13 protein-coding genes are annotated in these 13747 nt (G+C 72.5%); 5 read left to right on the forward strand and 8 right to left on the reverse strand.

Translation table 11 applies throughout. From position 1 onward, the window contains the following. Window positions 1-26 precede the first annotated feature (26 nt). The 5 genes from SSP29_RS45615 to SSP29_RS45635 all read right to left on the reverse strand — a co-directional run bounded on the left by SSP29_RS45615 (window position 27) and on the right by SSP29_RS45635 (window position 6640). Window positions 27-2138, reverse strand: a complete 2112-nt coding sequence (locus SSP29_RS45615) for a bifunctional serine/threonine-protein kinase/ABC transporter substrate-binding protein (protein WP_089106889.1) — start codon at window positions 2136-2138, stop codon at window positions 27-29. A gap of 5 nt (window positions 2139-2143) precedes the next feature. Then, window positions 2144-4336, reverse strand: a complete 2193-nt coding sequence (locus SSP29_RS45620) for a bifunctional serine/threonine-protein kinase/ABC transporter substrate-binding protein (RefSeq protein WP_089106890.1) — start codon at window positions 4334-4336, stop codon at window positions 2144-2146. Beyond that, window positions 4329-5240 carry a hypothetical protein gene (locus tag SSP29_RS45625; protein ID WP_150136210.1) on the reverse strand — a complete coding sequence of 304 codons (912 nt, stop codon included), beginning with the start codon at window positions 5238-5240 and terminating at the stop codon, window positions 4329-4331. The genes SSP29_RS45620 and SSP29_RS45625 overlap by 8 nt, the downstream gene beginning before the upstream one ends. Window positions 5241-5365: 125 nt before the next feature. After that, entirely contained in the window at window positions 5366-5842 is a 477-nt protein-coding gene (locus tag SSP29_RS45630) for an OsmC family protein (protein ID WP_089106891.1), read from the reverse strand. A 63-nt stretch (window positions 5843-5905) separates the two neighbouring features. Then, window positions 5906-6640: a hypothetical protein gene (locus tag SSP29_RS45635; RefSeq protein ID WP_089106892.1), complete on the reverse strand. Its 735-nt coding sequence runs from the start codon at window positions 6638-6640 to the stop codon at window positions 5906-5908. A 448-nt stretch (window positions 6641-7088) separates the two neighbouring features. Between SSP29_RS45635 and SSP29_RS45640 the strand changes: the two genes are divergently transcribed. Further along, window positions 7089-7421 (forward strand): hypothetical protein, encoded by a 333-nt coding sequence (locus SSP29_RS45640; protein WP_089106893.1) that lies wholly within the window; start codon window positions 7089-7091, stop codon window positions 7419-7421. Window positions 7422-7466: 45 nt separating this feature from the next. Here the strand turns inward: SSP29_RS45640 and SSP29_RS45645 are convergent, their stop codons facing one another. Continuing rightward, window positions 7467-7640, reverse strand: a complete 174-nt coding sequence (locus SSP29_RS45645) for a CsbD family protein (RefSeq protein ID WP_089106894.1) — start codon at window positions 7638-7640, stop codon at window positions 7467-7469. A gap of 709 nt (window positions 7641-8349) precedes the next feature. On the opposite strand from SSP29_RS45645, the gene SSP29_RS45650 reads away from it, so the two are divergent. After that, a complete protein-coding gene (locus SSP29_RS45650) occupies window positions 8350-8598 on the forward strand; it encodes a gas vesicle protein (protein ID WP_089106895.1) in 249 nt (82 codons plus the stop codon). Further along, the gene (locus SSP29_RS45655) at window positions 8582-8992 is read left to right on the forward strand and encodes a gas vesicle protein K (RefSeq protein WP_089106963.1); all 411 of its coding nucleotides are present in this window, start codon (window positions 8582-8584) and stop codon (window positions 8990-8992) included. The genes SSP29_RS45650 and SSP29_RS45655 overlap by 17 nt, the downstream gene beginning before the upstream one ends. A 103-nt stretch (window positions 8993-9095) precedes the next feature. Here the strand turns inward: SSP29_RS45655 and SSP29_RS58950 are convergent, their stop codons facing one another. Beyond that, window positions 9096-9251 (reverse strand): DUF6131 family protein, encoded by a 156-nt coding sequence (locus SSP29_RS58950; protein ID WP_089106896.1) that lies wholly within the window; start codon window positions 9249-9251, stop codon window positions 9096-9098. Window positions 9252-9372: 121 nt separating this feature from the next. Next, entirely contained in the window at window positions 9373-9645 is a 273-nt protein-coding gene (locus tag SSP29_RS45665; protein ID WP_089106897.1) for a hypothetical protein, read from the reverse strand. Window positions 9646-9983: 338 nt separating this feature from the next. On the opposite strand from SSP29_RS45665, the gene SSP29_RS52400 reads away from it, so the two are divergent. Further along, a complete protein-coding gene (locus SSP29_RS52400) occupies window positions 9984-11495 on the forward strand; it encodes a hypothetical protein (protein ID WP_145969041.1) in 1512 nt (503 codons plus the stop codon). 206 nt (window positions 11496-11701) lie between these two features. Further along, on the forward strand, window positions 11702-13729 hold the full coding sequence (locus SSP29_RS45675) for a WD40 repeat domain-containing protein (RefSeq protein ID WP_150136211.1): 2028 nt from the start codon (window positions 11702-11704) through the stop codon (window positions 13727-13729). The last annotated feature ends 18 nt before the right edge of the window (window positions 13730-13747 follow it).

Below are 13747 nucleotides of genomic sequence, written 5' to 3' on the forward strand. Positions count from 1 at the left end.
CTGGTCCGGCGTCCCCGCCGGAGGGCCTACGACTTCTTCTTCCCGATGTCGTCGTACCGGGCCATGAACCGGGCCCTGCCGTCCTCCACGCGGTAGAGGAACCAGCCCCCGTCCTGGCCGGTCTCCAGGTACTGGGACTGGCTCTCGTAGCTGTACCTGCGGGTGATGCCCTGCCAGGGCTTGCGCAGCAGCTCCGCGCGCAGGGACTCGCGTTGGTCGCCGCCGGGCGCGGCGAGGCCGTGGGCGGCGTAGCCGACGGCGTCGTACGCCTCGGCCGCCCAGCGGGGCGGTGCCGTGCGGTAGCGGGTGCGGTAGGCGGCGGCGAACGTCCGGGTCTTCGGGTCGGCGGTCGGGTCGCAGTACCCCGTGCTGATCCACCAGCCCCCGCCCGCCTTCAGGAAGGGCGTGCCGAGGATGTGCTCGTCGCCGCCGCGGAAGCCGCGGTGCCCGGTGTCGGTCAGGGCCTGGGCGCAGGCGGCGGCGCGGGCCGGGAGGCCGCCCGCGAAGAGGACGGCCGTGTCCGGATGGGCGGCGAGGCCGTGGGCCACGTCGGTGAAGCCGTCGCCCTTGGCGACCTGGGCCACCTCGACGGTGCCCACCAGCAGATCCCCGTACACGGTGACGATCCGGACGGTGGGCTCGCCCTCGTCGGCGTCCGTGAGGTCGTGCACGACGACGGTCCGGGCGGGCCGTACCACCCGGTTGAGGTATCTCACGACGGAGCCGGGCCCCGCGGTCCGGGTGCTGCGCAGGACCAGGGAGCTGGTGGTGTTCGTGACGTCGAGCGCGTCCGTGTCGGCGCGGGTGATCAGCAGGCAGAGCCCCGCCGCCGTGCACACCGGCACGGCGGCGGGCACGGCCGTGTCGGTGCCGGCGCCGATCACCGCGTACACGTCCCGGGAGGCGACGAGCCGGGCGGCCGCGGTCGCCGAACCCGCCGCGGTGCCCTGGTCGTCGGCCGTGCGCAGCGCCAGGTCGAAGGTCCGGTCGGAGCGGGCGTTGTGCTCGTCGACCGCCAACGCTGCCCCGCGCGCCTGGGCCTGGACGACAGCGGTGGACAGGTCGCCGAGCAGCGCGATCGTACGGGTCGGCAGCGGGCCCCTGCCGGACCCCGGTGTCCCGGACCGCGCCCAGCGCCACCAGGCGGTGCCGCCGCCCACCGCGCCGACGCCGGCCGCCGCCGAGGCGATCAGCAGCCACCGCCGGGACGGGGCGGGCGGGGCGTCGGCGAAGGGCACCTCGGAAAGGGCGGTGGGCTCCGGCACCGGCAGGTCGAGGACGCGCGCGGCACGGTCCGCGACCAGTGCCGGCAGGCCCGCCGGCAGCCATGACTCCGCGGTGAACTCGCCGAAGCCGGAAAGCAGTCGGGAAACCGTGGGGCGGTCGTCCGGCCGCTTGGCCAGGCAGGCGCGCAGCGTCGGGGCGAGCTCCTCGGGAAGGCCGGTCAGGTCCGGGTTCTCGCGGACCGTCCGGTACAGGACCGCCGCCGCGCCCCCGGTGCCGAACGGCGGCCGTCCGGTGGCCGTATGGGCGAGTACACACCCCAGGGAGAAGACGTCGCTGGGAGGTCCCACCGTCCTGCCGCGGGCCTGTTCCGGTGACAGATAGCCGGGGGAGCCGATGACCGAGCCGTCCGTGGTGAGTGCCGTGGCGCCCACGGCGCGGGCGATGCCGAAGTCGATCAGGCGCGGTCCGTCGGCGGCGAGCAGGACGTTCGCGGGTTTCACGTCACGGTGGACCAGTCCGGCGCGGTGCACGTCGTCCAGGGCCGCGGCGAGGGCGGCGCCCAGGGTCCGGAGCTGTGCGGGCGGCCAGGGGCCGTACAGCGCGAGCGCCTCGGACAGCGGCAGACCGGGCACGTAGGCGGTGGCCAGCCAGGGCGCGCGGGCGTCCGCGTCGGCGGTGAGCACGGGTACCGTCCAGCGGCTGGCGAGCCGGGACGCCAGCTCCGTCTCCCGGCGGAACCGGGCCCGGAAGCCGGGGTCCCCGGCGTACTCCTCGCGGATCACCTTCAGCGCCACCCAGGCGCCGTGCGGCGACCGGGCCAGGTACACCACACCCATGCCGCCGGCCCCGAGCCGGCCCACCAGCCGGTGGCCGCCGACCGACGAGGGGTCGCCGGCCTGGAGCCGCTCCACCTCCGCTACCCCTTCGTCTGTTTGGCCAGGATCGGTCCGACCTGCCGGAACCGCCCGTCGTGCACCTGGTGGACGTAGGTCTCACCGCCCATGGTCCGCGCGTCGGCGTTGAACTGGTTGTAGTCGTTGAAGGTGTAGGTGCGCGCGATGCCCTGGTAGGTGGCCTTGTGGAGACGCAGCGCGAGGGCGAGCCGGTCGGGGCGGCCGCCGCCGGACGGTACGGTCCGGGCGAACTCGCGCAGCACCATCCGGACGCTGTCGTACGCCTCGGCGCCGTACGGGTCCGGGATGCCGCCGTACCGCTTGCGCCAGGCCGCCGTGAACCGCTCGGCCGCCTTGGTCTTCAGCGCGCTCGCGTCGACGGCGGGCGTGACCGCGAACCAGCCCTCGCCCGCCGCGCCCGCGAGCTTCGGGAAGTCGGAGCCGTAGAGGAGATGGGACATCCAGCGCGGTCCGGTGAAGCCCGCCTCGGACAGCTGCCGGGCCGCCCGGACCGTCGCGTCCAGCGGGCCCAGGTACACGAAGTCGTGGACCTTGCTTGAGAGGACGGAGGCCACGGCGGCCGGGGCGTCGTCGGTGTCCTCGGCGACGACCTCCGGGACCACCTGGGACTGCAGCGCACCCCACCACTGGGTGGCCAGGACACTGCCCTGGTCGTACTCGACGGAGCCCCCGGAGCGGTCGATGACGACGCCCGCCGGGGCGACCAGGCCGCCCACCAGCGCGTGCAGGGCGATCGCGGTGCCGGCCGCCTGCTGGCCCGTGCCGGTCTGGAAGGTGACGGTCGGCGACCAGACGTAGTAGTCGTTCTGCCCGGTGGTGCTGGAGATGTGGGTGAGCTTCGCCGACGCGTAGACGCGTGAGGCAGCCCGCAGCGTCAGCTCGGTGACCGGGCCGAGCACGGCCACGACAGCGCGGTCCGCGGCCAGTTCGTGGGCGACCGCGGTGGCCCCGTCGACGGTGCCGTGGTCGTCGAGGACCCGTACGCCCAGGTCGAAGGCGCGGCCCGCGGTCGCGTTGTGCTGGGCGACGGCCAGCCGCGCGGCCCGTTCACAGGCCCGCGCCAGGGGCGCCGCCGCCCCGCTCTTCGTCACCTGCACACCGAGCACGTACGACGGCCGGGCCGCCGTCTTCTTCCCCGAGCCGTCGTCGCGGCCCGCCGCCCAGAGCGCTGCCCCGGTACCGCCGCCCGCCAGCAGCACCGCGCCCCCGGCCAGCAGCAGGCGCCGCCGGGAGGGGCGGGCCGGCTGCCCGGTGCCGGGGTCGTCGACCACCGTGGGCTCGATGTCCGGCAGGGCGAGGCTCTCCGCCGACCGGGCCGCCACCATGCGGGCGACCGGGTCCGGCAGCCAGGCCGACGGCGACTCCGGGGCGCCGGCGGGCGGCCGTAACGGAAAGTCCTCGGCTAGCCGCAGCCGCAGGTCCCCGGCGCCCGGCCGCTCGCCGGGGTCCTTGGCGAGGCAGGCGTCCAGCGTCTCGCGGAGTCCGCCGGTGACGCCGTCGAGGTCGGGCTCGTCGTGCACCGTGCGGTAGAGCAGCGCGTCCGGGGCGCCGGTGCCGAACGGCGGGCGGCCCGTGCCCGCGTACGCCAGCACACAGCCCAGCGCGAAGACGTCGCTCGCCGCTGTGGCCGCCTCGCCGCGCGCCTGCTCGGGGGCGAGGAAGCCCGGGGTGCCGACCACCATGCCGGAGGCGGTCAGGGCGGTGTCGTCGGCGGACCGCGCGATGCCGAAGTCGATCAGCCGCGGGCCGTCGACCGCGAGCAGCACATTGCCCGGCTTCACGTCCCGGTGGACGAGTCCCGCCGCGTGCACGGCGGCCAGCGCCTCGCCGAGCAGCGAGCCCAGCACGCGTACGGCGGCCGGTGGCAGCGGTCCGTGCGCGCCGACCGCCTCCGCGAGCGAGGGACCCGCCACGAACCCGGTCGCCAGCCACGGCTCGCGGGCCGCGGCGTCCGCGCCGAGCACCGGTACCACCCAGGGGCTGTCGACCCGGGCCGCCAGCTCCGCCTCCCGCGCGAACCGGGCCCGGAAGCCGTCGTCGGCGGCGCTCTGCGCCTGGATCACCTTCACGGCGGCCAGCGCACCCGTCTCGGAACGGCCCAGATAGACCACGCCCATACCGCCGGCGCCGAGCCGCCGCAGCAGTCGGAAGCCCCCGACCGACGACGGGTCGGACGGACGCAGCGCCTCACTCATCGCCCGCTCCCTTCACCTCGGTGGACGGAGCGGTGGACGGAGCGGTGGACGGAGTGCCGGACGGAGCGGTGGAGGCCAGGTCGCGGCCGTAGCGGTCCACGTCCGCCGTCACATAGCCGACGCCCGTCAGCGCGGCGTCGGTGAGGGCCGTCTGCTCCTCATCGCTCTCACCGGCGGCATGCCGCACGGTCGCCGCCACGGTCACCGGGCCGAGCCGGTGCTTGAACCAGTCGAAGCGGCGCGGCTTCGCGTCACCGTCGACGACGTACTGTCCGAACTCGGTGAGGTCGTCGTCGGTGGTGGCGTTGCGCTGTTCGTCGAACGGGTCGCCGCGTGAGGTCATCTTCTGCACGGTGTCGGTCGCGTTGAGCCGTTCCTGCGGGCAGCGCAGCGGTTCGTCCAGCGAGGACGCCATGTCCCGGCGGGCCTCGCGCGTCGAGATGTGCACGGTGACGGTGAGGGACACGTACACCGCGCCCGTGCCGTCGGTGCCCGGCCGGACGAACGACCTGGTCAGACTGGCCAGCACGGTGGACGGGAGCGCCTCGCGGCGCCACAGGCAGTCCTCGCCGAGCACGGCCCAGCTGGTCGGACCCTGTTCGTACGGGTCCCGTCTGCGGTACCCGGGGCCGAAGTAGTCGGGCTGCACCGCGAGCCCGCGGACGAACGCCACGGCCTCGGCCCGCGTCTTCGGCGCGGCGGCCTCGGCCAGTGTGTACGGCCGGCTCGACGCGGACGGGGAGGCACTCGCGCTCCCCGAGGCAGTCGGGCCGCCCGCCGTACCGGAACCCTTTCCGGCCGTGTCCTTCTGCGTCGCCTCGTCGTCGCCGTGCCCGCCGTTCGTGCAGCCCGAGAGCAGCAGTGCCACCGCCGCCGCGGACAGGACCGCTCTCCGTCCCACCACGCTCAACCCCCCAGCAGACCGCCGAGCGGCCCTCCGCTGGGGGCCGTAGGTCGAACGCTAACGCCATCCTGTGTCAACTGGGCGTGCTGGAAAGAGAGTTGGTTCGAACGGTAACCCCTTGGCCATCACTCGGTGACAGTTCGGGCCGTTCGGAATGTCATCCCTTGATGCCGAGCTTCGCCATTCACCGACACGGCGACCGGCGTCCCCGCCTCGACCGTGCGGCTGACCGTGCACAGCCGGTCGTGGGAGACGGCGACCGCTCGCGGCAGGATCGCGCGGGCGCGGTCGCCGGACGCGCCCTCCGGGAAGGTGACGGAGAAGGCGACCGCGAGGTCCGTCATCCGGTTTCCGCCCTCGTCGGCCACCTTGTGGCCGCTGACGGTGACGGTGAAGGCGGTGGGTGCCACGTGACGGCTCGTGGACACGTCGACGTCCGCCGCCGTACAGCCCCCGAGCGCGGCGAGCAGCAGTTCCACCGGGGTGAATTCCGTGCCGTCGCCGGTACCGAAGGCGATCGTGCCGCCACGGGCGTTCGTCGCGGTGAAGCGGCCGGTCGAGGTGCGCTCGACCGTGACGAGGCGCAAGGAGTCTTCGCTCATGGAGACGAACCTAAGGCAGCCCGGCCGCCTGTGCCGTCTGCGCGGTCAGTGCCGTCAGTGCCGTCAGTGCAGGATGTTGACGGCCCGTGCCACCACCAGGACCACCGTCACCAGCGACACCGAGGACTGCAGCATCATCAGCATCTTGGCCCAGTGCGACAACGGCATCACGTCGGTCGGGCTGAAGGCGGTGGAGTTGGTGAAGGACAGGTACAGATAGTCGAGAAAGCTCGGCTCCCAGTCCGGCGGCGCGGTCTCCGGACTCTGCATCTGCACGAAGAGGAAGTCCGCGAACTGGTCCCGGCCGAGGACCCGCGCCATCGGCCCGCCACGGTCCCACTCCCAGTACCAGAGGGCGAACACGATGACGTTCGTCAGCCAGATGCCGCCCCCGGTCAGCAGCAGCGGCCCGGCGTCATCGCCCTCGGTGCCGTTCACGAGACCGGCCACCAGCCGGACCGCCGCCCAGCCGTTGGCCAGGCTGATCACCCCCATCAGCACCAGTCCCAGCACCCGCAGCCACCGGGTACGCGGCTCCACCCGCCGGGGGTTGCCGGCGATGAGGCCGGCCAGCAGCACCGCCTCCAGGACCGGCAGGGCCCAGTACGGCTGGAAGGCGAGCCGGTGCGGCAGCATCAGCTGGAGGGCGATCGCCACCAGGATCACGGCGGTCACCGCCCACCGCGGCTCGCCCTGCGTCGCCCTGCGCCACGCGGGCACCACATCGTGCTCGCCGCTCTCCAGCAGCCCCTCGATCCTGGTGATCCGGTTCTCGGCATTGGACATTCGGTCGGTCATGGCCACGATTGTCCCGAGTCCCCCCGAGGATCCGCCGACCGGCTCGGCCCCTCGCTCGGCACCACCTGCCACGGGTCGTCGGTAGCGTCTTGTGCGGTCTGCCGGTTGGTGCCGACGGGGGGCCTGCCTGTGGCGGCGAGTCGTGCGGTGCGGTGTTCGGCGGTGGCTCGGTTGTGGGTCAGGGTGTCGGGAGACGGCCGGCGGCCCGCCGGAAGATATGGCGGGTCGCCGACAGTGTTAAATCTGTGCCTCTGGTCTTCTTGTTCTTCTCCGGGTCCGCACTGATTCCATGCGGGACTTCGATGGTCACCGAGTGGGCCCGCGCTCGCGGCGCGGGTCGGGAAGGCACGCCTGTGCTCAGCGTAGTCACCGACGGGGGCTCCACCCGGTCCGGCTCCCTTCGAAATGTCACGAACGCCCCGCCGAAGAAGGCGATCGAGGCAGCCGCGTGAGCGGGATCCCCGGTCCCGGCAGCCGTCGTCACAGCGTAGAGCTGCAGATCGACCGGGTCATCGTCGCATCCCTCGAACAGGTCACACTCAGCGTGCGCTGCCTGCGGGGACCGGTCCGTCGCGGTGCCCGCTTCAACCGGCTCAGCGGTTCAGCCCAAGCGATCGACCTGAAGCTGACGCAGACCGTCTTCTTCAGGCATCGAGTGGCAGCACTCGACACCGGCCTCACCGCCTTCGTGACGCTCCGAGGAGAGGGCGTCCAGCATCTCAAGACGGGCACCCTGGCCTCCGGATGGCAGGTCATCGAAGGCGTCAACCCGCTGTCCTGACCCGGTGATCCGTACCGCTCCAGGCGAAGCCGCACGCGCCCCTTGTCAGTGCTTGAAAACGTCCTTCGTCTTCTCCTTGGCCTGACGGGCCGCACCCTTCGATTTCTTGGCCTGCCCTTCGACTATCATCCGCTCGTTGCCGACGGTACGGCCGACCGCCTCCTTGGTCTTTCCCGTGGCCTCTTCCATCTTGCCCTTTGCCTTTTGCCTTCCGGACATTTCCGTTCACTCTCCTAGGGCCTGTCTGACAATTCCCGTCTGCCTCGCGACGCCATGCACGCACTCTCGCCGCACCGGGCGCAGACCCAAGTACGTCCAGTACGAGGGCCTACGCCCGGCACGCCGAGAGCACGCACCTGACGCCGCGAGGCCGCCCTCCGGGCGACGACGGGAATTGTCAGACAGGCCCTAGCTCCGTGGGAAATCCTGCACCTATCCCGAGTACCCCCTGGCGGGCAGTAAAACGGGGTGGCGGGAAAGAAGCGGGTGCCAGAGACGCGGCAACCGGCGGTCAAGAGGTGTCTTCGGTCTGGATATCGGGCTCGTTTCCCTCCTTGGCCTTTGCCTTGTCCCGGACATCTCGCGGTGTGGGCGTGGTGACGTTCCGCTGCTCCGCGGACCGTTTCCGCGTCTCGCCGGCTACCGGAGGTGTGTCTTTGCCACCAGGGGTGTTCATGAGATTCCCTCTCTCGGATTTGGGGTCGCAGCCTGTGCCGCACTCCAACGCGAGTGATCCCGAGCAGCCGAGTCAAACGTCGTCTGGGCGACGGATCCTCGCTTTCCCGCCGGCCCGCTCCGGGCTCCGTCCGGCGACGCACGCCGCCGACGGGCTGGACGGGGTACGGGTCGAGGCCACCGGCCCCTGGGCTCCGTACTCCTTCGCCATGCCGCCCGGTGAGTCCGGCGGTACCGCGGAGGGAGCGCCCCCGTGAGCACGCCCGGCCGGCCACCCGAAGCGGAGCGCCTGCCCCAGCGGCAGGTCGCTCTCATCGACCTGCCGGACCGGCTGCTGACCGGTGGGGTCGTCCTCACCGGTGACGTCGTGCTGTCCATCGCGGACATCGATCTGGTACGCGTCTCACTGCGTGCCCTGATCGTGTCCATCAGCGAGCAGAACCCCTCGCCATGGACGAGCACCGGCCAGCTGCGTGGCGGCGACCATGACAGCCGAGGGTGAGCGCCGGCCGTCGTGCCGCGCCGACGAAGTCGCGGAGGCCGCCGCCCGCGCCTTCCGGCTGCTGCCCGCCGCCCCACGCGACCTCGACCCGCCGGCCGGAAAGGGCCCGCGTTCCCCGGCTCGGCGGATCAGCTCCGACCGCGACACCGTCGAACGGGACCTCCTCAGGCTCGTCCTCACCCTCGTGGAACTGCTGCGCCAGCTCATGGAACGACAGGCCCTGCACCGCGTCGACCAAGGAGACCTCACCGACGAACAGGAAGAACGCCTGGGCGCGACACTCATGCTCCTCCACGACCGCATGAGCGACCTGTGCGCCCAGTACGGACTGACCATGGAGGACCTCAACCTGGACCTCGGGCCGCTGGGCACACTGCTTCCGCCCTCCGACTGAACCTCCGGGTGACCGGCGAGGGCCGACAACGAGGCAGCGCCTGAGTCAGCCGAAGCCGAGTCGGGCGCTGCACAGCAGGTCAGAGGGGTACGCCGTGGGGCGATTACCAGTAGTGGCGTCGACCGGCGACGGCGTGTCCCATCCCGCCGACGATCCACAGGACGGCTCCGACGACTGCCAGGATGATCCCGATGGTCCACAGGATGGATATCCCGGTGACGAAGCCGATGACGAGCAGAATGAGGCCGAGAATGATCATGGTCTCTCCAGGGGGGAGTGGTGCCAGCGCCTCAGCGAACGGCGAGAGACCGTAAGAAGGTGCGACACGGGGGTGGGTGGTCTTCTCCTTACTCCGTGCGATGCGGTGTGTGGCCGGCGACTTACGGGCGGACCTCGGTGGGCACGCGAGAGGAACCGGTGCACCGACGGGCGGTGCGGAGCGGGCCTTCGCACCGGGCATCGAGGACGGTGCCGGGTGCCGCCTGAGCGGTGAGAGTGAGTCTGACGCGGGTGAGGGGGTGGGCACGGCGGCCGGTGATGCGTACGTCCGTCTGCTCCACGCCTGGCAGGGCACCGGCTGCGGCGGCGATGACCGCCGGCCACCACCGGCCCTGGCTGCTCAGACTGCGGTTGACCACGGGTTGCGACGTCATGTGCGGGCTCCGGTGCTGCTGGTGCCGGGGGTCGCGGAAACGGACGTCCGCGCGGGCTTTGACGCGGTGGCGAACGCACCCGGATGCGAGCCTTACCAACTCCGCGTACCCGATGGCGGCGCCCTCCCGGTCCATGCCGGCCGGCGACGAAGCCGACGACGGCGGACCCAGGTACGCGTGACTTCTTCCGTGCCCCTGCTGAGTTCTCGCGCGTCAGTAGTCTGACGGAGTCCCACCAGTACCGTTGGGCCGCCTGCGCGGGTGCGCAGCCGGGGGGCTTCACCAAGGGGGCACCAGGCATGCCAGAGGGGTTGGCCCAGTGGGGGCCAGAGCTTTTCATGACGCGGGAACGGGAGCGGCGTCGCGGCCTGGCACCGGAGGGCGACGTGGGAGGCGACATCGCGCAAGGGGGCTTCGAGCCCTGCCTGCTGGCGCTTCTGCGGCTGTCGGCGGGCGGGGACCCGGGCACCGGTCTCACCAGCGGGTGGTTCCCGAGTGCGCTCGCCCGCACCGGCCACCTCGTCCGCGCGGCCGAACTGGCGTACACGATCAGTGACGAGCTCAAGCAGGGTACGGAGCTACTGGAGCTGGAGCTGGAGCTGGAGCTGGAGCTGGTGCAGGCCGCGGCGGGCGCGGGAGACCTGCGCGGCGCCCAGGCGCCGGCCGAGTCGATTCCCCTGCGGCAGCTGCGGGACCAGGCACTGGTCGCCCTCGTGCCGGCGTGGGCCCGTGCCGGTGAGCGCGGCAGAGCCGTCGCTCTGGCGGAGCGGATCCGCTACCCGCACAACTGGGGGAGGGCCTGGGCCCTGCTGGCGAAGGCGGTGGCGGACAGCGGCGACATCGACGAGGCGCTCAGGTTCGCCGCTCGCGCCGACGACGAGGTGAGTTCCTACCCCGTCGACGGGACGGAACAGGTGCTCGCCCTCCTCGTGGAGGTGGCCGTCGCCACCGGCGACCAGGACCGGGCCGCCGCACTCGCCGACCGCGTGGCGGACCTCACCCGGTCCCGCAACTCGACAGGGTGGTCCAAGCCACGGCCCCTGGCGGAGGTGTTGGCCCGCGAGGCGCTTGCGGGAGACCTTGACCGGCTCGACGCTCTCCTGCGCCCGCCCGGACCCGCCGCCGGGGCCGGGGGCACGGTATGCGGGTGGGCGCCCGGCGAAGCCGCCGACCAGGACACGGTCCCGGAAGGAGACCCGGACCCCGGACCGTTCGCAGCCGCTCGCCCGTTCTCCCCCGGATCCCCGCTCGACGCCTGGGACATGGCATGTGTGCTGGACGCGGTCGCCGAAGCCGCCGACCAGGACGTGGCCCTGGCCCTGGCCGGCCGGGCCGAGACACTGCTCGATACCGGCGACGGCCGTGATCACGACATTCTGCTGAGGTCCGTGACACTCCTGCTGGCCCGGCATGGGCAGGTCGAGCGGGCCATGGCCCTCGCCGGCCGGCTCGACCCCGATCTGTCCGCGGCACGGCAGGCGGAGGTCGTCGGCGAGCTGGCCCGCTCCGGCGACACGGTCGGGGCCGAGGCTCTCGCCCACGCGATCACCGACCGCCGGGCACAGGCCAGGGCGCTGATCGAAGTGGTCCGGGAGCTGGCCCGGCGCGGCGATCCGGGCCGGGCCGAGGCCCTCGTCCACTCGATCAACGACCGCTGGGCACAGGGCGAGGCACTGCTCGCGGTCGCCCGGGAGACGGCCCGGCGCGGCGATCCGGGCCGGGCCGAGACCCTCGTCCGCTCGATCGCCTACCGCGCGACACGAGCCCGCGCACTGGCCGCACTCGTCGAGCTGTCCGAGCCTTCCCACGCCCGCAGGCTCGCCGCGCAGGCCGTGGTTCTCGGCGGCTGAGCCCCTGTCCTGCCGGCCTTGGAGCGGATCGTGCCCCGTTCAGTGGCAGTGGTCGCCGATCGGATGACGAGCTGATCCATGACGAGCTGATCCGCGGCGAGCTGATCCGCGGCGAGGGACGACAACCTGCCGAGCCGTACATCACCTCGTCCGCCGGGCCACGGCACAGCCACCCGACTGTCGGTGCCGGCTGCGAGACTCGTTCCATGATTCCGAAGCTGCCCTTGCACAGCCCTCGTTGGCGTGACCTCGACGGTGTGAAAGCCGAGGAGGTGGAAGCTCTCGTGGAGCAGTTGGCCTCCGTGGCTGACACCGAGGACGGCGATGCGTGGAGACAGACCTGGACCTGCCTGGCCGGTGGTCTGCTGGACGACGGGACCGTCTCCGACGGCGCCTACGCGGCCCTGCCGCATCTCGTCGAGGCGGCAGCGGCCCTGCCTCCGGGGCAGTCCGTGGACTTCTGGGTGGACCTGGGATGCATCGTGACCGCGGAGGACAGGCCCCCCGTCCCGGCCGATCTCGAAGCAGGGTTCAGCGCCGCACTGCGGGCGGCCGAGGGGGCGGCCACACGGAGCCTCCTTGCCGCCGACGCTCCCGCGCAGGTCTGCGCCCACCTCGTGCTCTCCTGCGTGGCCTTCGCCGGCCACCACACGGGCGAAGCGCTGTGGCGGCTTCAGGATCCCCGGGAAAGCGGCCTTCAGCTGGTGTGTCCCGGGTGCGAGAGCGACACCGAGATCCCCGATTTCTTCGTGGACCCGGTGCGTCCGTCTTTCGAGGCTCCGGAGTTGCCTGATCCCGCTCATGTCCGTGAGGGAGAGCATCCCTGGGGTGAGGTCGCCGCGGCATTGCAGGAGGAGGCACTGGGGGAGGGGTGGGAGCCCTTCCTGCGGGTGGCACGCGAGGTCGCGGCGGCCGGGGTACCTCCCGAAACGCCGGGGCAGGCCGTCCTGTGCCTGGTCGCCGGCCTGGTCGCGGTCAGGGGCACTCCGGAACCGGCCGCAAGGGAATCGGCCCGCCAACTGATGTCGCTCACCGGACACTTCCGCTGCTGGGACTGCGAGCAGACGTGGACGATCGCCGACGGCCTGGCGGAGAACCCGGACGGTGCGCGCCCTCGGCACCGTCCGACGGAGGCGTGGACGGACTCCGACGGGTCGGCTGCCACGGTGGAGTCGGCGGCGGCCGGGCGAACAGGTGAGGCGGCGACTCGGTTCCGGCGGGACGAGAACGCGGTGCTCGCGGCCGACGGCACACCCTGGGGCCCTATATCGGAGTTCGCCGATTCCGCGCCCGGTTCGTTCGGGGGTGTCGACTCACTGGCGGTGGTGTCCCGCCCCGGTCGGCCGACGCTCGTGGCAGGCGCCGGGGACAGGGGCGTGGTGTGCCTGTGGGACGTGGCCGACGGCCGGCTCGTCCATGACCCGCTGCCAGGACATCGTGACCGTATCCGCTCGATGACGGCCCTGCCCATGCCCGACGGCCACGTCCTTCTGGCGAGCGGAGGCGACACCGGGACGATCGCCGTGTGGAACCCTGTCACCGGGCAGCCGGTTCGCGAACCGGCCGGCGACTGGCCCGGCGGGGTGACCGGAATGTGTACCGCGACCGTCCCCGACGGCCGAACCCTGCTCGTCACCGCCACCCCCCGAGGCGCGGTCCGGCTGTGGGATCCGGACACCGGTGAGTGCGTCGGGCGCCTCAACCCCTATGGCAGTCCGATCCAGTCGATCGTCGCCGTCCCGATCTCCGCCGGCCACACGCTGATCGCGGCCTCGGACACCGCGGGCCGCCTTCATGTGTGGGATCCGGCCGTCGACGACCCCTGGGAGCCGGGCGCGGCCGTGCAGCTGAGCGCACGTGCGCTCGCCGATGCCGACCACCGTGTGGCAGCTGCGGCGGCCGTGCCCACACCCGACCGAACCGTGCTGGCCACGGGAGACGACCGCGGCGTGGTCATGCTGTGGGACCTTGCCACCGGTGCCCCGATCGGTCTGCCCGTCGACACAGGCACCGCCGGCCTGCCGGTCATCACTGGCACCACCCTGCACGGCGGACGCACGGTCCTGGTCACCGGCACCCGTCACGGTCACCGGCTGCGGGTATGGGAACCGGAGACCGGCGCGGTGGGGCACATCGCCCTGGATGTGGCGCTCACCTGTCTGGCCACCGCGGGTCCGGACCTGATCGTCGGACACGACCGCGGAGTCCTCGGCCTCCCCCTCACCAGACAGTGAACGCGCTCAGCCGTTCAC

It is taken from the genome of Streptomyces hyaluromycini (assembly GCF_002217755.1).
Taxonomy (GTDB): Bacteria; Actinomycetota; Actinomycetes; order Streptomycetales; family Streptomycetaceae; genus Streptomyces; species Streptomyces hyaluromycini.

What these genes read in the sequence shown, in the direction of transcription:
- SSP29_RS45620 (WP_089106890.1), bottom strand. Translation starts at nt 4,336, where the DNA reads ATGAGTGAGGCGCTGCGTCCGTCCGACCCGTCGTCGGTCGGGGGCTTC.
- SSP29_RS45630 (WP_089106891.1), bottom strand. Translation starts at nt 5,842, where the DNA reads ATGAGCGAAGACTCCTTGCGCCTCGTCACGGTCGAGCGCACCTCGACC.
- SSP29_RS45635 (WP_089106892.1), bottom strand. Translation starts at nt 6,640, where the DNA reads ATGACCGACCGAATGTCCAATGCCGAGAACCGGATCACCAGGATCGAG.
- SSP29_RS45645 (WP_089106894.1), bottom strand. Translation starts at nt 7,640, where the DNA reads ATGTCCGGAAGGCAAAAGGCAAAGGGCAAGATGGAAGAGGCCACGGGA.
- SSP29_RS45655 (WP_089106963.1), top strand. Translation starts at nt 8,582, where the DNA reads ATGACAGCCGAGGGTGAGCGCCGGCCGTCGTGCCGCGCCGACGAAGTC.
- SSP29_RS58950 (WP_089106896.1), bottom strand. Translation starts at nt 9,251, where the DNA reads ATGATCATTCTCGGCCTCATTCTGCTCGTCATCGGCTTCGTCACCGGG.
- SSP29_RS45665 (WP_089106897.1), bottom strand. Translation starts at nt 9,645, where the DNA reads ATGACGTCGCAACCCGTGGTCAACCGCAGTCTGAGCAGCCAGGGCCGG.
- SSP29_RS52400 (WP_145969041.1), top strand. Translation starts at nt 9,984, where the DNA reads ATGACGCGGGAACGGGAGCGGCGTCGCGGCCTGGCACCGGAGGGCGAC.
- SSP29_RS45675 (WP_150136211.1), top strand. Translation starts at nt 11,702, where the DNA reads ATGATTCCGAAGCTGCCCTTGCACAGCCCTCGTTGGCGTGACCTCGAC.